The 18,660-nt window shown below is 65.1% G+C and carries 16 protein-coding genes; 8 read left to right on the forward strand and 8 right to left on the reverse strand.

The genetic code is table 11. The features are described from left to right. The first annotated feature begins 92 nt into the window (after positions 1-92). The 4 genes from SJI00_RS04680 to SJI00_RS04695 are packed head-to-tail and all read left to right on the forward strand — an operon-like array spanning position 93 to position 5,916. Positions 93-827 carry a molecular chaperone gene (locus SJI00_RS04680; protein ID WP_322460586.1) on the forward strand — a complete coding sequence of 245 codons (735 nt, stop codon included), beginning with the start codon at positions 93-95 and terminating at the stop codon, positions 825-827. Beyond that, positions 824-2,017, forward strand: a complete 1,194-nt coding sequence (locus tag SJI00_RS04685; RefSeq protein WP_322460587.1) for a hypothetical protein — start codon at positions 824-826, stop codon at positions 2,015-2,017. The genes SJI00_RS04680 and SJI00_RS04685 overlap by 4 nt, the downstream gene beginning before the upstream one ends. A gap of 26 nt (positions 2,018-2,043) precedes the next feature. Then, a complete protein-coding gene (locus SJI00_RS04690; RefSeq protein ID WP_322460588.1) occupies positions 2,044-2,670 on the forward strand; it encodes a response regulator transcription factor in 627 nt (208 codons plus the stop codon). Positions 2,671-2,679: 9 nt separating this feature from the next. After that, the gene (locus SJI00_RS04695; protein ID WP_322460589.1) at positions 2,680-5,916 is read left to right on the forward strand and encodes a transporter substrate-binding domain-containing protein; all 3,237 of its coding nucleotides are present in this window, start codon (positions 2,680-2,682) and stop codon (positions 5,914-5,916) included. Positions 5,917-5,936: 20 nt separating this feature from the next. Here the strand turns inward: SJI00_RS04695 and SJI00_RS04700 are convergent, their stop codons facing one another. Continuing rightward, complete coding sequence (locus SJI00_RS04700; RefSeq protein ID WP_312934635.1) at positions 5,937-6,089, reverse strand: DUF3309 family protein; 153 nt, start codon at positions 6,087-6,089, stop codon at positions 5,937-5,939. Positions 6,090-6,315: 226 nt separating this feature from the next. Between SJI00_RS04700 and SJI00_RS04705 the strand changes: the two genes are divergently transcribed. Beyond that, a complete protein-coding gene (locus SJI00_RS04705; RefSeq protein WP_322460590.1) occupies positions 6,316-7,125 on the forward strand; it encodes an SDR family oxidoreductase in 810 nt (269 codons plus the stop codon). A gap of 123 nt (positions 7,126-7,248) precedes the next feature. Then, entirely contained in the window at positions 7,249-7,437 is a 189-nt protein-coding gene (gene csrA, locus SJI00_RS04710; protein WP_322460591.1) for a carbon storage regulator CsrA, read from the forward strand. A gap of 15 nt (positions 7,438-7,452) precedes the next feature. Here csrA and SJI00_RS04715 read toward each other — a convergent pair whose 3' ends face one another. From SJI00_RS04715 to mnmC, 7 genes are all read right to left on the reverse strand, one after another. Then, a complete protein-coding gene (locus SJI00_RS04715; RefSeq protein WP_322460592.1) occupies positions 7,453-7,680 on the reverse strand; it encodes a YheU family protein in 228 nt (75 codons plus the stop codon). 204 nt (positions 7,681-7,884) lie between these two features. Further along, the gene (locus SJI00_RS04720) at positions 7,885-9,069 is read right to left on the reverse strand and encodes an osmoprotectant NAGGN system M42 family peptidase (protein WP_312934628.1); all 1,185 of its coding nucleotides are present in this window, start codon (positions 9,067-9,069) and stop codon (positions 7,885-7,887) included. Between the two features lie 124 nt (positions 9,070-9,193). Beyond that, positions 9,194-10,939 carry an N-acetylglutaminylglutamine synthetase gene (gene ngg, locus SJI00_RS04725; RefSeq protein WP_322460593.1) on the reverse strand — a complete coding sequence of 582 codons (1,746 nt, stop codon included), beginning with the start codon at positions 10,937-10,939 and terminating at the stop codon, positions 9,194-9,196. Positions 10,940-10,942: 3 nt separating this feature from the next. Continuing rightward, complete coding sequence (locus SJI00_RS04730) at positions 10,943-12,730, reverse strand: N-acetylglutaminylglutamine amidotransferase (protein ID WP_322460594.1); 1,788 nt, start codon at positions 12,728-12,730, stop codon at positions 10,943-10,945. Between the two features lie 272 nt (positions 12,731-13,002). Further along, entirely contained in the window at positions 13,003-13,419 is a 417-nt protein-coding gene (gene vapC / locus SJI00_RS04735; RefSeq protein WP_322460595.1) for a type II toxin-antitoxin system tRNA(fMet)-specific endonuclease VapC, read from the reverse strand. Then, complete coding sequence (gene vapB, locus SJI00_RS04740; protein ID WP_322460596.1) at positions 13,419-13,649, reverse strand: type II toxin-antitoxin system VapB family antitoxin; 231 nt, start codon at positions 13,647-13,649, stop codon at positions 13,419-13,421. The genes vapC and vapB overlap by 1 nt, the downstream gene beginning before the upstream one ends. A 120-nt stretch (positions 13,650-13,769) precedes the next feature. Next, entirely contained in the window at positions 13,770-15,740 is a 1,971-nt protein-coding gene (gene mnmC / locus SJI00_RS04745) for a bifunctional tRNA (5-methylaminomethyl-2-thiouridine)(34)-methyltransferase MnmC2/FAD-dependent 5-carboxymethylaminomethyl-2-thiouridine(34) oxidoreductase MnmC1 (RefSeq protein WP_322460597.1), read from the reverse strand. Between the two features lie 272 nt (positions 15,741-16,012). On the opposite strand from mnmC, the gene pap reads away from it, so the two are divergent. Then, a complete protein-coding gene (gene pap / locus SJI00_RS04750) occupies positions 16,013-17,521 on the forward strand; it encodes a polyphosphate:AMP phosphotransferase (RefSeq protein ID WP_322460598.1) in 1,509 nt (502 codons plus the stop codon). Positions 17,522-17,696: 175 nt separating this feature from the next. After that, positions 17,697-18,656, forward strand: coding sequence for a DMT family transporter (locus SJI00_RS04755; protein WP_322460599.1), 960 nt, complete (start codon positions 17,697-17,699; stop codon positions 18,654-18,656). Positions 18,657-18,660: the final 4 nt, after the last annotated feature.

The raw sequence follows: 18,660 nt of genomic DNA on the forward strand, positions 1-18,660 counted from the left end.
TAGGGAAACAGAGCAAGCGGCGGTGCACGCCCCTTGTACGAATTGAACAGAGCGAAACTGCGCGGCTCTTCACGTTTTTTATCGAGGTCAGCATGACGACAACCTTCCATCGCCTGTTGCTGCTACTGCTCCTGCCGTTTGCCGCACAGGCTGCGCCAGAACTCAATATTGGCGGTTTGTACGACTACATCGATGGCGGCAAGAGCACTTTGCTCAAGCGGGTGCGTAACGGCGGCGACACCACCGCCTTCGTCAAGATCACCACCGCAGAGCTGGTCTATGACGAGCACGGCAAGGCCCGTGAACTGAGCCACCAGGCCCTGCCGCTCGATCAACGCGGGCTGGTGGTGAGCCCGGCACGCCTGATCGTACCGGCGCGGGGCCTGCAGGCCGTGCGCTTTCTGTATCGCGGCACACGCACCCAGGAGCGTTACTTCAGGGTGCGTTTCATCCCGGTGCTGCCCGAGGTCGACGATGGTTTTGCCATGGATCAGCGCCAGGCCGATGCCTACCGCGACAGCCTCAAGGCAGGCGTCACCGTGCTGGCCGGTTACGGCTCGATTCTGTTCGTCCGCCCGGCCGAGCCCTATTACGCCACGCGCACCCACACCCAGGCCGGCACGCTTACCGTCACCAACGAAGGCAATAGCACCGTGGTACTTGACCACTTCCGGGTTTGCAAGGCGGCTGACGAGCAGTGCGGGCCTGCGACCAAGCACCATGTGCTGCCGGGGCGCAGCCGGCAGATGCAGGGCAAGCCAGGCGAGGTGTTCCAGTTCGAGCTGCAGGAAGGTGCGCAGCGCCAGCCCATGCGGGTGCAGGGATGAGCGCTTCGACCCTGGGTTGTGGGTGGCTGCTGGGGCTGGCGTTGCTGTGCCTGGCGGCGGCAGCGCCAACCCAGGCGGTGGAGGTCACGCTCAGCGCGCGCTACCAAGGTGACAGCGCGCAGCGGTTCGAGCACACCACGCCGCCCGCGTCGATGTGTGTGTTTTTCCCTTCCATGTGCCGGCGCAGGCCATCGGTCACAGTGCCGATGGGCTACAGCAAGGACGTCAAGGTTTCGACGGTTGTGCGGGAAAACTTCTATGCCGGCGTGCCTCTGGCCCGCAAGGGCTGGGTCTATCACGAGCAAAGCGGTGAAGGGCATGAGGTGTCGTTGAATTTCAAGGTGTTGTCACAGCACGTAGCGAGCCCGAATCCCAGCCGCAATCCAGCTGCGACGTCGTACCGGATGGCAGGCAACTGTCAGGTTCAGAATGGGGCATGGGCGTCTTCGCATGAGTTCGTCATGCAGTGGAATTTCGATATCAAGCCCGGTTTCTGCACCACGCGCCCGCTCTACAGCTCCATAGGCCTTCGCGAGGTGGTCACCGTCTCGGAGATGGGGCTGTCATACATCTTGGACCTGCCGGGGGTGTATCGCCTGCGTCCGGGGCGCTATCGCGGCAGCATTACCTATTCGATGGGTGCCGGGGGCGATTTCGACTTCGGTGACAACGTGGAAAATCTGAGCGATACCGAAGTGACGTTCAATATCGAGCTGGACGTCGAGCACACCTTCCGCGTCGAGTTCGGCCCGAACTCGGACCTCGCCGTTCTGGAACCGCCAGGGGGATGGACCGCCTGGCTCGACGGCGGACGCATTCCGCCGAAGATCGCCAGCGACATTCCCCTGCGGATCTGGTCGTCCGGCCCGTTCCGGCTTTACAAGCTGTGCGAGTTCGCCGTGGGCGAGCGCTGCGGCCTACGCAACAAACGCGGGGAAGAGGTGCCTTTGCAAGTGGCTGTGACCCTGCCGCGCAGCATCCGCTACTACCAAGGTTGGCAGTCGATCACCCGTCAGCCCATCCCTACCGGGCGTGCCAAGGCATTGCAACTGGAGGGTCAAGTGTTCACTGCCAATGGCCCCGGGCAGGTGCATTTCGACGTCGCCCAGGCCGACCTCAAACCCATGCTCGACCGCGCTGGTGAGCGCTATGACGGCAAGGTCACGGTGATCTTCGATGCCGAGCTCTAGCGCAGACTTTTCAATGAGGATGGATCATGTACAAAGCTGTCGTGGTCGACGACCACCCGTTCATCCGTGCCACGGTGTGCATGCTGTTGCGCCAGGAGCAGCTTGAGATCGTCGGCCAGGCCGACAACGGCATCGATGCCCTGCGCCTGGCCCGTGAGCACACACCGCACCTGATCATTCTCGACATCGCCATGCCCGGCCTCGATGGCCTGGAGGTGATCGCCCGCCTGAAAGCCCTGAAACACCCCGTCAAGACCGTGGTGTTGACCTCGCTGGTGCCTGAAGCCTACTCGTTGCGCTGCTTGCAGGCGGGCGCTGCCGGTTACGTGTCGAAGACCGACGACCTGGGTGAGCTGAACAAGGCGGTGCGTGCGGTGCTGTCGGGCTACAGCTACTTCCCCGACGTGGTGCTCAGTTCGGTCAACCACCAGGACATGCGCACCAGCGAAGCCCAGTGCGTGGCCTCGCTGAGCGACCGCGAGCTCATGGTGCTACAGCATCTGACGCGTGGGCTGAGCAACAAGGACATCGGCGAAACCATGCTGCTGAGCAACAAGACCATCAGCACCTATAAAAGCCGTTTGATGGAAAAGCTGCGGGTCACCTCGCTGATCGATCTGGCCGACTTCGCACGCCGTAACCGGCTTGTCTGACCTTCGCCTGTGACGCGCGCGCGGGTCTGGCTGCTGCTGGCACTGCTGTGCCTGACCTCGAACGCGCCGGCCGCAACGCCCTTCGGGTCGGACCGTCTGCACCCTGTGGCGAGCAGCGCTGAGGCACTAGCGTCCAGCGATCTCCAGCAACCCCCTGCTGCCGCGCAGTTGCGCCTGGGCGTGTTGGCCCAGCACAACCCGCCGTTCGATATGCTGGGGCCTGATCAGGTCTACGAAGGCATCAGCGCCGACTACGCCGAACTGGTGGCCGAGCAGTTGGGGTTGAGCATCCGCATCCAGGTGTTCACCTCGTTCGAGGCGGCGGCGCAGGCGCTGCGCAGCGCAGAGGTCGACCTGCTGGCTTCGATCACCACGTATCAGGCGCGCCAGGCGGGGCTGCGCCTGTCCCATGGCTATGCCCGTGACCAGCCCCTGCTGATGGCCCACAGCGCGCCCAGCCAGGCGCGCCTGAGCGCCGCGCAGCCGTTCAGTTTGGTGATGGTCGAGGGCTACCGGCCGCTGTCACAGATCAGCGCCTACTACCCGACGGCGCAGATCCGCCTGCACCCGTCGCCCTTCAGTGCGCTGGCCGCCGTCGCGCTGGGCCATGCCGACCTGTACCTGGGTGATGCGCTCAGCGGCCGCTACCTGCTCGGGCGTAGCCCATTGGGCCAGGTCGAAGTGGTCGGCCCGGCCTCGCTACCCGCTCAGGACATCGGCTTCGCCGTGCGCCAGGGGTCCGCTTGGGGTGAGCGCGTCAACGCGGCGCTGGGTGCCATCGATGCCCACCACCATGTGCGTATCCGCGAACGCTGGCGGCCTTTGCTGGAGCTGCCAGACCTCGCGCAGCACTTGCCCCTGACCCCCGACGAGCAGCGCTGGCTGCAAGACCACAGGCGGGTCGACGTGTTGGTTGATGAGCAACTGGTGCCCTTGAGTTTTCGCGATGCCAAAGGCCAGCTGCGCGGCTTGAGCCTGGATGTGCTGGATGTGGTCAGCCAGCGCACCGGCCTTGAGTTCAATGTTCAGCCCGGGCGTGGCCTGCGCCAGATGCTGGCGCAGCTGGAACGGGGTGATGCCGGGTTGATCGCCGGGGTGCCGCACAGCCCGGCACTGGAACAGATGCTGGCGTTCAGCCGACCGTACCTGAGCACCTCCCGGGTCTTGGTCACCCGCCAGGAGCCCGCGGCGTTGAGTGGTTTCGAACAGCTGGCCGGGCAGCGCGTCGCGCTGGTGTGGGGCAGCGCCGTGCTCGAGGTGTTGCAGCACCACTATCCCCAGGTCCTGAGCGAGGCGTTCGACAGTCCACTGGACGCCCTGAACGCACTGGCCAACGGCCAGGTGGCTGGCGCCGTGCTGACCTTGGAAGACGCACGCTCGCTGATCGCGCGCTGGTATCCGGGGCGCTTGCGCATCAGCGCAAGCCTGGCCATGGCCCCGGCGCATTTCGCCTTGGCAAGCCGCCAGGACGCGGTGGCGCTGCAAGGCATCATCAACAAGGCGCTGTTGAGCCTGAGCCCCAACGAAAACGAGCTGCTGGTGCGCCGTTGGCGCGATCCGCTGATCGTCGCCGACGGCCTGTGGCTGCGCTATCGGCGGCGCATCCTGCTCGCCTTCAGCCTGGTGCTGACCCTGCTCTCACTGGCGCTGCTGTGGATCCGTTACCTGGCCCGCTTGCAGGTCACGCTGCGCCAGGCCAAGCAGGCGGCCGACAGCGCCAATCAGGCCAAGACCTGTTTTCTCACCACCATGAGCCACGAGATCCGCACGCCCCTGCACGCCATCCTCGGCATGTTGGAACTGGCGCAGCTCAAGGCCGAGCAAGGCGAACTCGATACCCTGGCGGTCGATGTGGCCGCAGAGGCGGCACGTGGCCTGCTTGAGCTGATCGGCGACATTCTCGACATCTCGCGCATCGAGGCCGGCCACCTGCACCTGACGCCGCAGCCGGTGTGCCTGCGCGAGCAACTGTCGCGGGTGCTGCAACTGTTCGAGCAACACGCTCGCGACAAAGGCCTGGCGCTGCGGTTGCAGGCGCACGGCGCGGTGGAGGCGCGGGTGATGCTCGACCCGGTGCGCTTCAAGCAAGTGCTGGCCAACGTGCTGAGCAATGCCATCAAGTTCACCGCCCAGGGCGGCGTCGAGGTCAGGTTGCAGGCGGTGGTGGACGCCTCACGGGTGCAGGTTGAAGTCTGCGTCAGTGACAGCGGTATCGGCATTGCCCCGACCGAATTGGCGCACCTGGGCCAGCCGTTCCGTCAGGCCAGCAACCAGCAGCAGTCACCCCGTGACAGCAGTGGCCTGGGGCTGGGTATCAGCCGCACACTGTGCGAAATGATGGGCGGCGACCTGCGCTTGCACAGCACGCCAGGGCAGGGCACCCAGGTGCGTATCCGCCTCGACCTGCCCCTGGCCCAATCCCCCGCACCCAGCTGCCCGGACGAGGTGCAGCGACCGAGCTGCGGCCAGGCACCCTTACGGGTGCTGGTGGTCGATGACTACCCGGCCAACCGCTTGCTGTTGGAGCAGCAACTGGCGTACCTCGGCCATCAGGTACAGGTCACCGAGGATGGCGCGCAGGCCCTGCGGGTGTGGTTGCAAGCGCCGTTCGATGTGGTCATCAGTGACTGCAACATGCCTCGGCTCAGCGGCTATGCCCTGGCCCGAGCGATCCGCGAGCACGAGCGCAGGCGACAGGTGCCGGCCTGCCGGCTGATCGGCCTGACGGCCAACGCGCAGCGCCAGGAGCGCTTGCGTTGCCGGGCTGCGGGGATGGACGCGTGCCTGTTCAAGCCGTTGGCGCTGGGCAGCCTGGCGCAGGCCTTGGCGCCTGTCCAAGCGCTGACGCAGGGCGCCGCGCCAGCGCCGGCCGACCCTGCCGCGACCCGCCATGGATTGCTCAACACCGCGCACCTGGTGCGCCTGGCCAATGGCGATGCCAACGCTTTGCAGGCACTGCTGGAGGCGTTGCGGCGCAGTGTCCAGGATGACTTGCAGCGCCTGGACCACGTCGGGCCTGATGTTCAGGCAGTCGGCGAACTGGTGCATCGGATCAAGGGCGGGGCACGCATCGCCGGGGCGACGGCGCTGGCTCAGGTCTGCGAGCAGGTCGAGGGGAGGTGTCGTGCGGGTGAAGCGGGGGGAGGGCTGGAGCGAGAGTTGGCGATGTTGCGCCAGGTCATGGAGGGGTTGCAACGCTGCCTGGCCGAGCAGGTCGTGCCAGGCAGCGTTGAACAGGCGCCCTGAGCAAGCCCAGGGCGCTGCGGTCAGATTCGACCGAGGACCAACAGAATCAACAGCACCACGAGGATGACGCCGATGATGCCGGACGGGCCATAGCCCCACGACCGCGAGTGAGGGAACACCGGCAGGCCGCCTACCAGCAGCAGAATCAGGACGATGACGAGAATGGTGGTCATGGGGAGAATCCTTGCGTGAGCGAATGGGTCGGAATGCGTCGAGCGTCCGGTAATCCTTCGAAAGTGGCCGCTTGTAAAATCCGACTGGCGGGGTGTGAAAAAAGTTTTATCAATTTTTCACCCGTTTGCATTTCATGCCCCTTTATTCAGCACCGTGATCGTTAGCGGCCCATACGGCGCAGTTGGCTAGACTGCGGCACTCCACTTCGATACCGAGGCGCACAGCATGCTCAAGCGAATGATGATCACCGGCGCAGGTTCGGGCCTGGGGCGTGAGCTGGCCCTGCGCTGGGCCCGCGAGGGCTGGCAACTGGCCTTGGCCGACCTTCACGAGGACACCGCCCGCGAGACCTTGCGGCAAGTGCGCGAAGCCGGCGGCGATGGCTTCACCCAACAGTGCGATGTGCGCGACTACAGCCAGCTCACCGCCCTGGCGCAGCGCTGTGAGGCGCAGTTGGGCGGTATCGATGTGGTGGTCAACAATGCCGGTGTGGCCTCGGGCGGGTTCTTCGGCGAGCTGTCACTGGAGGATTGGGACTGGCAGCTCTCGATCAACCTGATGGGCGTGGTCAAGGGCTGCAAAGCGTTTCTGCCGCTGCTCGAACGCAGCCAGGGGCGGTTGATCAACATCGCCTCGATGGCCGCTTTGATGCAAGGGCCGGGCATGAGCAACTACAACGTGGCCAAAGCCGGGGTACTGGCGCTGTCGGAGAGCCTGCTGGTGGAGCTGCGCCCGTTGCACGTCGCGGTGCATGTGGTGTGCCCGTCGTTCTTCCAGACCAACCTGCTCGATTCGTTTCGCGGCCCGGACCCGGCCATGAAGGCCCAGGTGGGCAAGCTGCTGGACAGCTCGCCCATCAGCGCTGCCGAGGTGGCCGAAGCGATCTACGCCGGCGTCGAGGCCGGTACCTTCCTGATCCTGCCCCATGAAGCCGGTCGTGCGGCCTGGCAGCTGAAATGCCAGAACCCCGAGCGTTTGTACGAGGAGATGAGCGACATGGCCGTGAAGATGCGCGCCAAGCGCGTGCCTCGATAACGGTTGAGTCTGTAGGTTCCGTTACCGGAGCCTGTAGGAAATGTCTCGATTCGCCGTATGCTGTTGAGCCTGGCCAGGTACCCCGTCAGTCTGCCCGCTTCATAACGACTGCTGGAGGGCGACATGCTGGTATTTGTCAGAGAGGTCGGCGAGTCCCTGGTCATCGGCGACGACATCATCATCAAACTGGTGGACATCAAGCGCGGGGTGGTGCGGCTGGGCGTCAGCGCACCGCGGCGGGTCGAGGTGCATCGCTGCGAGGTCTATAAACGGATTCAGGCGCTCAAGGGCAAACCGAGGCCAAGCCGCTGAGGGTTGCAGGCGAGCTTAGCCGAGCAGCTCCGGCGGCACGTCATGGCGCGCGAGCAGCTGGCATTGCTGGCTTTCGACATCGAACAGGATGAACGCCTGACCTTTGGCGAGCGCTTGGCGCACGCGCAGCACACGGGTTTCCAGCGGGGTGTCGTCGCCGTTGTCGGTGCCGTCGCGAGTGACGAAGTCTTCGATCAGCCCGGTCAGGGTGTCAGCTTGGAGTTGCTCGTAGGGGATCAGCATGGGTGCCCAGGCGTATGAGTGAAAAGTCGTCTCATGCTACGTGAAAGTGTTCCAGTCCACGTAGGAATTGCGGCGTGTCCGGTCGGTTATCCGCCACGGCCAGAGGGCCGCGTGCTGAGCGTGCAGTGCGTCAGCGCGCAGGCCCTACGGCAACTTGCCACCGGGCTGGCTGCGCTTACCTCGACCACGGTAAGCGCGCCGTCCTTACGGCTTTTGCCCGACCAGGCTGTCGACTGCCGGCACGCGGGTGTCGCTCTCCATCTGTGCATCGTGTTCCAGCTGATGGCTGAAGCGTTCGAGTGAACCGTTGGCCGGCTGCGAATCACTGGCGAACACCGGTGGGCTCATCAGGTAGGCAACCAGCAGGCGGCTCAACGCGGCCAGGCTGTCGATGTGCGTGCGCTCATAGCCGTGGGTGGCGTCACAGCCAAAGGCTACCAGCGCGGTGCGGATGTCGTGCCCGGCGGTGACGGCCGAGTGCGCATCGCTGAAGTAGTAGCGGAACAGGTCGCGGCGCACCGGCAGCTCTTGCTCGGTGGCCAGGTTCAGCAGGTGCCGGGACAAGTGATAGTCATACGGCCCTGACGAATCCTGCATGGCCACACTCACCGCATGCTCGCTGGAGGCCTGGCCGGGCGCCACCGGCGCGATGTCGATGCCAACGAACTCGCTGACGTCCCAGGGCAACGCGCCTGCCGCGCCCGAACCGGTTTCCTCGGTGATGGTGAACAGCGGGTGGCAGTCGATCAGCGGCTGCTGGCCGCTTTCCACCACCGCCTTGAGCGCGGCCAGCAGGGCCGCCACACCGGCTTTGTCGTCCAGGTGGCGGGCGCTGATATGACCACTGTCGGTGAACTCGGGCAGGGGATCGAAGGCCACGAAATCACCGATGTTCACGCCCAGTGCCTCGGCATCGGCGCGGGTGGTGCTATAGGCATCCAGGCGCACTTCGACGTGGTCCCAGCTCACCGGCATCTGGTCGATGGCGGTGTTGAAGGCGTGCCCGCTGGCCATCAGCGGCAGCACGCTGCCGCGCATCACGCCGGCGTCAGTGAATACGCTGACGCGGCTGCCCTCGGCAAAGCGGCTCGACCAGCATCCTACTGGCGCCAGGGCCAGGCGGCCGTTGTCCATCACCTGGCGCACGCTCGCGCCAATGGTGTCCAGGTGCGCCGAGACCGCGCGGTCGGGCGAATTCTGCCGGCCCTGCAAGGTCGCGCGGATGGTGCCGCGGCGGGTCAGCTCGAAGGGAATGCCCAGTTCTTCGAGGCGTTCGGCCACGTAGCGCACGATGGTGTCGGTGAAGCCGGTGGGGCTGGGGATGGCGAGCATTTCCAGCAGCACGCGCTTCATGTAGTCGAGATCGGGCTCGAGTTGTCGTTCAGACATCGTCAGGGCTCCTTGGGGTATCGAATAGGGCTTGATCGTCAGGGCGTGCAGCCCGCAGGTTCACGCATCAGCAGCGCGTTCAGAACGGCCCTGCTGCGTCACCTGCGTGCTGTCGGCCATGGCCTCAGCGGGGTGCCAGGCTGTGCGGGAACAGCAGGTCGACGAAGCGCTCGGCGGTCGGCTGCGGCTCGTGGTTGGCCAGGCCTACACGTTCGTTGGCTTCAATGATCACGTAGTCCGGTTGGCTGGCATCGGCCACCATGAAATCCAGCCCGACCACCGCAATGTCCAGTGCGCGGGCGGCGCGCACGGCGGCATCGGCCAGGGTCGGGTGCAGGCGCGCGGTGACGTCTTCGAGCGTGCCGCCGGTGTGCAGGTTGGCGGCGCGGCGCACGGCCAGGCGTTCGCCCGCTGGCAGCACGCTGTGGTACGCGTAGCCGGCCGCGCGCACGCTGCGCTCGGTTTCTTCATCCAGCGGAATGCGGCTCTCACCGCCGGTGGCAGCCTGGCGGCGTTTGCTTTGGGCCTCGATCAGGGTTTTCACGTCACTCAAACCATCGCCAATCACCTGCGCCGGATGGCGGATCGCGGCGGCCACCACTTCATAGGCGATGACCACGATGCGCAGATCGTGGCCGGGATGGAAGCTTTCCAGCAGCACGCGGCTGTCGAACTGACGGGCATGCTCGACGGCCTGGGTGATGTCTTCGAGCGTCGTGAGGTTGACCGCCACGCCCTGGCCTTGCTCGCCGTCGACTGGTTTGACCACCACGGCGCCGTGGTCTTCGAGGAAGGCCTCATTGTCATCGGCGCTGGCTGCCAGTTGCTGAACCGGCACGTTGAGGCCTGCGTTGTGCAGCGCCTGCTGGGTGAGGCGTTTGTCCTGGCAGAGGGTCATGCTGACCGCGCTGGTCAGGTCGCTGAGCGATTCCCGGCAACGCACGCGGCGCCCCCCCATGCTCAGCGTGAACAGCCCGGTAGCCGCGTCATCGACCTGCACCTCAATGCCACGCCGATGGGCTTCATCGACGATGATCCGCGCGTAGGGATTCAACGCCGCTTGCGGGCCGGGGCCGAGGAACAGCGGCTGGTTGATGCCGTTCTTGCGCTTGACGGCGAAGGTCGGCAGGTTGCGAAAGCCGAGCTTTTCATACAGGCGCTTGGCTTGGCGGTTGTCGTGCAGCACCGACAGGTCAAGGAAGGCCAGCCCGCGGCTCTGGAAGTGCTCGATGAGGTGGCGCACCAGTACTTCGCCCACGCCTGGGCGGCTGCACTGCGGGTCGACCGCCAGGCACCACAGGCTGCTGCCGTGCTCTGGGTCGGCATAGGCCTTGTGGTGGTTCAGGCCCATCACGCTGCCGATCACTGCGCCGCTGTCTTCGTCTTCGGCCAACCAGTACACGGGCCCGCCGAGGTGGCGCGGGGTGAGCCGCTGCGGGTCGATCGGCAGCATGCCGCGCGCCTGGTAAAGCGTGTTGATGGCCTGCCAGTCGCTGTCGTTCTGCGCCCGGCGGATACGAAAGCCGCGGAACACCCGCTGCGCGGGGCGGTAGTCGGTGAACCACAGGCGCAGGGTGTCGGAGGGGTCGAGAAACAGCTGGTGCGGGGCTTGAGCGAGCACCTGCTGCGGGGCGGCGACATACAGTGCGATGTCACGCTCGCCAGGGCGTTCTTCCTGCAGGGCCTGGGCCAGGCACGCAGGATCGGGATAGGTGTGGCCGATCAGCAGGCGCCCCCAACCGCAATGCAGGGCCCGCGGCTGGTCGTGCGGCTCGCTGCCATCACCGGCCAGGCGCGCTTGCAGACGCTCGTAGGAGGGCGCCTGGCCGCGCAGCAGCCGCTGGCCATAAGCGATTTCATGGGCTTTCATCGATCAGATTCCTTGTTCGCTCAACCACAGGTTGAGCGCTGCCAGCTGCCACAGCTTCGAGCCGCGCAGCGGGGTGAGCTGGCCGTGCGGATTGCTCAGCAGGCGGTCGATTTCGGCCGGGTTGAACAGGCCGCGGTCCTGGCTCGGGTCCGTCAGCAAATCGCGTACCCAGCCCAGCGTGGCGCCTTCGAGGTGCTTGAGGCCGGGCACTGGGAAGTAGCCTTTCTTGCGGTCGATCACTTCATGGGGAATCACGCGGCGCGCCGCTTCCTTGAGCACCTGCTTGCCGCCGTCGGGCAGCTTGAAACGCGCCGGAATGCGCGCCGAAAGCTCGGCCAGGCGGTAGTCGAGGAACGGCGTGCGCGCCTCCAGGCCCCAGGCCATGGTCATGTTGTCGACGCGTTTGACCGGGTCATCGACCAGCATCACCGTGCTGTCCAGGCGCAGCGCTTTGTCCACCGCCGCACTGGCGCCGGCTTGGGCGAAGTGCTCACGGACGAACTCGCCGGCAGCGTCATGTCCGAGGCGCCAGGCGGGCTGCACGGTGTCCTGGTATTCGGCGAAGCTGCGGTCAAAGAACGCGTCGCGATAGGCCGCATACGGATCGGCGGTGCCATCGACCTGCGGGTACCAGTGGTAACCGGCAAACAGCTCGTCGGCACCCTGGCCGCTCTGTACGCCCTTGCAGTGCTTGGCCACTTCGCGTGAGAGCAGGTAGAAGGCGATGCAGTCATGGCTGACCATCGGCTCGCTCATGGCGCGGAAGGCCGAGGGCAACTGATCGATGATCTCGTGTTCGGCAATGCGCAACTGATGATGGCGCGTGCCGTAATGGCGAGCGATCAGGTCCGAATACTGGAACTCGTCGCCACGCTCGCCGCCGGCATCTTCGAAGCCGATGGAGAAGGTCGAAAGGTCTTGCACACCGGTCTCGCGCAGCAGGCCGACCAGCAGGCTGGAATCGACACCGCCCGACAGCAGCACGCCCACATCCACCGCCGCACGCTGGCGGATGGCCACGGCGTCACGGGTCGCGTCGAGCACGCGGGTGGTCCAGTCTTCGAGGGTGAGGTGCTGCTCGTCGGCGTTGGGGCCGTATTGCAGGGTCCACCAGGTCTTGCGCTCGACGTCGCCATGGCGGTCGACACGCATCCAGGTGCCGGGCTCCAGCTTCTGCACATTGGCCAGCAAGGTGCGCGGCGCGGGTACCACGGCGTGGAAGTTGAGGTAGTGGTTGAGGCCGACCGGGTCGATCATCGGGTCGATGTCGCCGCCCTTGAGCAGCGCTGGCAGGGTCGAGGCGAAGCGCAGGCGCTCACCGTTGCGCGACAGGTACAACGGCTTGACGCCCAGGCGGTCACGGGCGAGGAACAGACGTTGGCTGTCGCGCTCCCAGATGGCCAGGGCGAACATGCCGTTGAGCTTGGGCAGCAGCGCCTCGCCCCAGGCGTGGTAGCCCTTGAGCAGCACTTCGGTGTCACCCTCGGACCAGAAGCTGTAGCCCAGGGCCTTGAGCTCGTCGCGCAGCTCGGGGAAGTTGTAGATGGCGCCGTTGAAGGCCAGCGACAGGCCCAAGGTGCTGTCCTGCATCGGCTGCGCCGAGCCGTCTGACAGGTCCATGATTTTCAGTCGGCGATGGCCCAGGGCAATCGGCCCCTGGCTATGAAAGCCCCAGGCATCCGGGCCGCGTGGCGCCAGATGGTGGGTGATGCGCTCTACGGCCGCGAGGTCGGCAGGGCGAGGCGCTTGGCCAAGGGGGGTAAAGCGTAGTTCACCAGCTAATCCGCACATAAGTCCTTACCGGTTTTTCCGTTGGGGAGGGGTGTGCTCCGTTAGCGGGCACCTAGGTAGTGACCCGGTGGATTTGTGTGAGTTTTAGAACGATCTGTTATAAGGCAATTGGCCTTTATCTGTCCTTAAGGCCAGCGCGTTGTGGTACTCGGTCAATCGGCAAAGCTAATTGGATGCAGCGATTCACTCGTATCCTCGAGAGGATTGAGATCAATCAGCTGTTCAGTCTGCGTGCTGATCATGCGCATCGCGTTTGGAGTTTCACTGCTTCATCATCTCAGAGGATGAGCGGCCACCCAGTCCTCGACCCTCAAACCCGGCACACGATCAAACTCCTTACGGTTGTTCGTAACGATGATCAGACCTTGGGAGCGCGCATGGCCTGCGATCATCTGGTCGTATGGACCAATCGGTCTACCCGATACAGCCAGCTCAGCGCGAAGCTGTCCTGTGTGGGCAGCAGCATCCTCATCATATTTCAAGACTTCCAAGCGCGCAGCGAACGCTTCAATCCGCGCCATCGAACGTTCTGGATGCGTGGATTTCTCCGCGCCGTACATTAACTCCATCAACGTGACAGTGCTGATACACATCTGGCCATGATGTCGATTAAATACCTCCCGCACCTCCTGTGGCCGATTTTTGATGGTGAAGATGCATATGTTGGTATCGAGCATGAACTTGAGCATCAGAAGGATTCGCGCTCCTGATCGGCGGGCTGCTCCCGGTCAGTCATGAAATCCGCTGCGATGTCTTCGCCATCGAACCAGCTGTCCCAGGACTCGCCCGCTGGGGTAATGATCCTGCTTCTGCCTACCGCAACTATATCGACGCGTTTGACATCATCTGGGAGTGCTACAGCCTTGGGTAGCCTGATCGCCTGACTGCGGTTGTTTTGAAAAACTGCACCTTGTTCCATGAAAACCTCTCGGGATACATCAAATGTATAGGCAAGGTTAGCCCCGACCCAGGATATGTCAATGGGATATACAAGTGGTGATCCTAAGCGAGTTGCGTATGCCTATCAGGTCTCAAGCCGCTACCGCACCCCTCGAATCAACTCCCGCAACGCAAACCGATTCGGATGGCACGCCTCTGCCACTGCACGCGGCAGTGGCAGCGGTGCGCCGCACACCCAGGCGGCGACCAGCTCGCCACTCAGCGGGGCGGTGATCAGGCCGCGCGAGCCGTGACCGCTGTTGATGTACAGGCCAGGGAGCCAGGGGCAGGGGGTATCGGGGACCTGACGGGCGTCCTTGCGCAGGGCAGCGTAAGCCTGGTCGAAGGTTTCGCGGTCGGCGATGGGGCCGACGATGGGCAGGTAGTCGGGGCTGGTACAGCGGAACGCGGCGCGGCCCTCGAGGGTGGTAGGGTCCAGGGCGTCGGCGTGCAGGCGCTGGGCAAGGTCGGCGGAAATGTCGTGGAGCAGGCCAAGATTGCTCTGGTGCTCGGCAGCGGTGGGGGCGAGGTCGTCGCTGTGGAAATCGAAGCTGGCGCCCAGGGTGTGTTCGTCACCCCTCGGCGGGGCGATGTAACCGTCGGCGCAGACCACCGTGCCCAGGGCGCGGCTGGCCTGGGTGGCGGGCAGGCGGGTGATCTGCCCGCGAATACGCTTGAGTGGCAAGCGTGCGCTCGGCAGCAGGCGCTGCACGTCGGCGGCATTGGCCAGCACCACGACCGGGGCGCTGGCCAGCAGGCGCTCGCCGGCCCGGGCCTGCCACAGGCCGTTGCGGTAGTCCAGGCTCAGCACCTCGTTGTAAGGCAGCAGACGAATGCCGGCATGTTCCAGTTGCGCCTGGCACAGCGCCGGGGGATGCACCCAGCCGCCCTGGGGGTAGAACAACCCGCCACTGGCCAGACGGACGCCTGCGACCTGCTCGGCCTGCTGGCGATCCAGCTGCCGTACCAGGCTGGCATCGAAGGCAGCCGCGAGCTTGCCCTGGCGCGTGGCTTCCTGGTCGTTGAACGCCAGTTGCAGCACCCCGCAGGCGTCCCAGTCCCGACCTCGCTGCAGCTGCTCCAGCCAACGGCGGGTGTAGCCGAAACCAGCCAGGATCATCTGCGACAACGCCGTACCGTGGGCCGACAGCTTCAGGTACAGCACCCCCTGCGGGTTGCCCGAAGCCTCCTGGGCAGCCTCGGCGTGGCGCTCCAGCACGGTCACCTGCCAACCGCGCCGGGCCAGGCTGGTGGCCGTGGCACTGCCCGCCAGCCCCGCGCCGATCACCAACGCTTCACGCGGGCCAGGCGGTTGCGGCGGGCGGGCATACCACGGCGCTGCGGCTGGCTGCGCGGCGCCGGTGAACTGCCCGTGCATCACCTCCCACTTCTTGCCCAGGCCCGGCACCTTTTTCATGGCAAAGCCTGCCTCCACCAGCGAGCGGCGCACCCAGCCGGTGGTGGTGAAGGTGCCGATCGTGGTGCCCGGGCCCGACAGCCGCGCCAGTTGGGCAAACAGCTCGGGCGTCCACATGTCCGGATTCTTGGCCGGGGCGAAGCCGTCGAGGAACCAGGCATCGATACGCGCATCGAGCAGCGGCAGTTGCTCCAGCGCGTCACCGATCAGCAGGGTCAGGGTGACCCGCCCGCCGTCCAGGCTGAACTGCTGAAAGCCAGGGTGCACGGCCACGTACTGGTCCAGCAGCGGCTGCCAGTAGGCGGCCAGCTCCGGCCACAGCCGAGCGGCGCGGGTCAGGTCTTCAAGGCTGAGCGGGTACTTTTCGACGCTGATGAAATGCAGGCGCGCATCGGCCTGGGCATGGGCGGCAAAGGCCTGCCAGGCGCAGAAGAAATTCATCCCGGTGCCGAAGCCGGTTTCACCGATCACCAGGCAGGCGTTCGCCTCGAGCGCTGCGAAACGTGCTTCGAGGCGGTTACCTTCGATGAACACATAGCGGGTTTCCAGGGTCCCTTCATTACGGGAAAAATACACATCGTCATAGTGGCGCGAATGCGGGCGGCCCTGATCGTCCCAGTCGATCAGGGCGTAAGGGGGCAGAGACGTGGACATGGCGGACTCAACGGCTGGCAGAGCGCGAATGGTAAGCCATCTGCCCGCAGGCGTGTGCAGCGCGCAGCGTGTTTACCTACGCGTCAGCGCAATGCCATGCGCCGCAGCGCCAGCCAGGCCCAGTCACCCCGCCTGGCCGGGATGGCGTTCAAGGTCCGGTGCAACGGCTCGGCTGGCAGCCCGTGTGAACGCGCGCCTGCATCGTCATGATCTGCATCGCAAACCCCAAAGCCTGATGCGCTACTCTTCAACGTCCACCGAAGGAGCCTTCCATGTTCGAATCCGCCGAAATCGGCCATTGCATCGACGACGACACCTACGACGCCGAGGTCCCGGCCTTGCGCGAGGCGTTGCTCGATGCGCAGTACGAGCTCAAGCAGCGACAAGAGACCGCGGTGATCGTGTTGATCAACGGCATCGAAGGCGCCGGCAAAGGCGAGACCGTCAAGTTGCTCAACGAATGGATGGACCCGCGCCTGATCGAGGTGCGCACCTTCGATCAGCAAACCGACGAAGAGCTCGCCCACCCGCCGGCCTGGCGCTACTGGCGGGCACTGCCGCCCAAGGGCCGCATGGGGATATTTTTCGGCAACTGGTACAGCCAGATGCTGCAAGGCCGCGTGCATGGCCAGTTCAAGAACGCCGTACTCGACCAGGCCATCAATGGTGTCGAGCGCCTGGAGCAGATGCTCTGTGACGAAGGCACGGTGGTGATCAAGTTCTGGTTCCACCTGTCCAAGAAACAGATGAAGAGCCGCCTCGAATCCCTGCGCGACGACCCGCTGCACAGCTGGCGCATCAGCCCGCTGGACTGGCAGCAGTCCAAGACCTACGACCGCTTCGTGCGCTTTGGCGAGCGCGTGCTGCGCCGCACCAGCCGCGATTACGCGCCATGGCACGTGATCGAAGGCGTCGACCCCAATTACCGCAGCCTGGCGGTGGGGCGCATCTTGCTCGATATCCTGCAGGCCGCATTGGCGCGCGACCCCAAGGCCCAGCGCCAGGCCAACGTCGCGCCGCTGGGGCGCAGCATTGACCGGATGAGCCTGCTCGGCGCACTGGACCTCACCCGCCGGCTGGACAAGCACGACTATCAAGAACAACTGGTGACCGAGCAGGCGCGCCTGGCCGGCCTGCTGCGGCACAAGCACATGAAGCGCCATGCCCTGGCAGCGGTGTTCGAAGGCAATGACGCCGCCGGCAAGGGCGGCGCGATCCGCCGCGTGGCCGCCGCCCTCGACCCGCGCCAGTACCGCATCGTACCGATCGCCGCGCCCACCGAAGAGGAGCGCGCGCAGCCGTATTTGTGGCGCTTCTGGCGGCACATTCCGGCGCGCGGCAAGTTCACCATCTTTGACCGCTCCTGGTACGGCCGGGTGCTGGTGGAGCGGGTCGAGGGGTTCTGCACCCCGGCTGACTGGATGCGCGCCTATGGCGAAATCAATGATTTCGAGGAAGAGCTGAGCCATGCCGGCGTGGTGGTGGTGAAGTTCTGGCTGGCCATCGATCAGCAGACCCAGCTGGAGCGCTTCGAGGCGCGCGAGCAGATTCCCTTCAAGCGCTACAAGATCACCGAGGACGACTGGCGCAACCGTGACAAGTGGGACGTGTACCGCGATGCGGTGGGCGACATGGTCGACCGCACCAGCACTGAAATCGCCCCGTGGACCCTGGTCGAAGCCAACGACAAGCGCTGGGCGCGGGTGAAGGTGCTGCGCACGATCAATGAAGCGCTGGAAGCGGCGTTTGCCAGGCATGGCAAGTCACGGTCGAACGAATGAGTGCTGGGCCGGCGCAGCCGGCCCGTTCATGTGATCCTCTCGCTACAGCGCTGAGCGTGCCATGCCGTGAAGGAATGATGCCTGGAGCATTTTTCCGAATTGTCGCACCGTGCGATGGCCCGTCACCGCTTAGACTTTACCTTTGCGCGTTCACATCCGACCCTCGAGGCGTCACATGCACATCACATCCGGGCGCTGGGTCCACGGGCTGCTTCTGGCGCTGCTGACGGTGGTGCTGTGGGGCATTTTGCCAATCAAGCTCAAGCAGGTATTGCAGGTGATGGACCCGGTCACCGTCACCTGGTACCGGTTGCTGGTATCGGGCGGGCTATTGCTGGTGTGGCTCACGGCGCAGCGGCGGCTGCCACGCTTTCACGGCTTGGGGCGCAGGCGCTACGGGCTGGTGGGGCTGGCGATCTTCGGCTTGCTCGGCAATTACGTGCTCTACCTTGTCGGCCTGAAGATGCTCAGTCCGGGCACCGCACAGCTGGTGGTGCAGATCGGCCCGGTCATGTTGCTGGTGGCCAGTGTGTTCATCTTCAAAGAGCGTTTCAGCATCGGCCAGGGCGTGGGCTTGGTGGTGCTGATGGCCGGCTTCGGGCTGTTCTTCAATCAGCGGCTCGACGAGCTGCTGACCTCGCTGGGCGTCTACACCACGGGGGTGCTGACGATCCTGCTGGCCACCAGCATCTGGGTGTTCTATGCCCTGAGCCAGAAGCAGCTGCTGACGGTCTGGAATTCGCAGCAGGTGATGATGGTGATCTACCTGGGCTGCGCCGCGCTGCTGACGCCCTGGGTGCATCCGCTGGAAGCCTTGCAGCTCGATGCGCTGCAGAAATGGCTGCTGCTGGCCTGCTGCCTGAACACCTTGGTGGCCTATGGCGCGTTCGCCGAAGCACTGGCGCATTGGGAGGCTTCACGAGTCAGCGCAACCTTGGCCCTCACGCCCCTGGTGACGCTGATCGCGGTCGCCGCCGCCGCACAGCTGTGGCCGGATTACGTGCAAAGCGAAGCGCTCAATGCCCTGGGTTACGTCGGGGCCGTGACGGTGGTGGGCGGGTCGGCCCTAGTGGCGTTGGGGCCGTCGCTGGTGACGGGCTGGCGCGCGCGTCGGGCTCGTTTCAGCCGGGTGTGACGGC

This window comes from Pseudomonas gebzensis, from assembly GCF_034427815.1.
In the GTDB taxonomy this organism is placed as follows: domain Bacteria; phylum Pseudomonadota; class Gammaproteobacteria; order Pseudomonadales; family Pseudomonadaceae; genus Aquipseudomonas.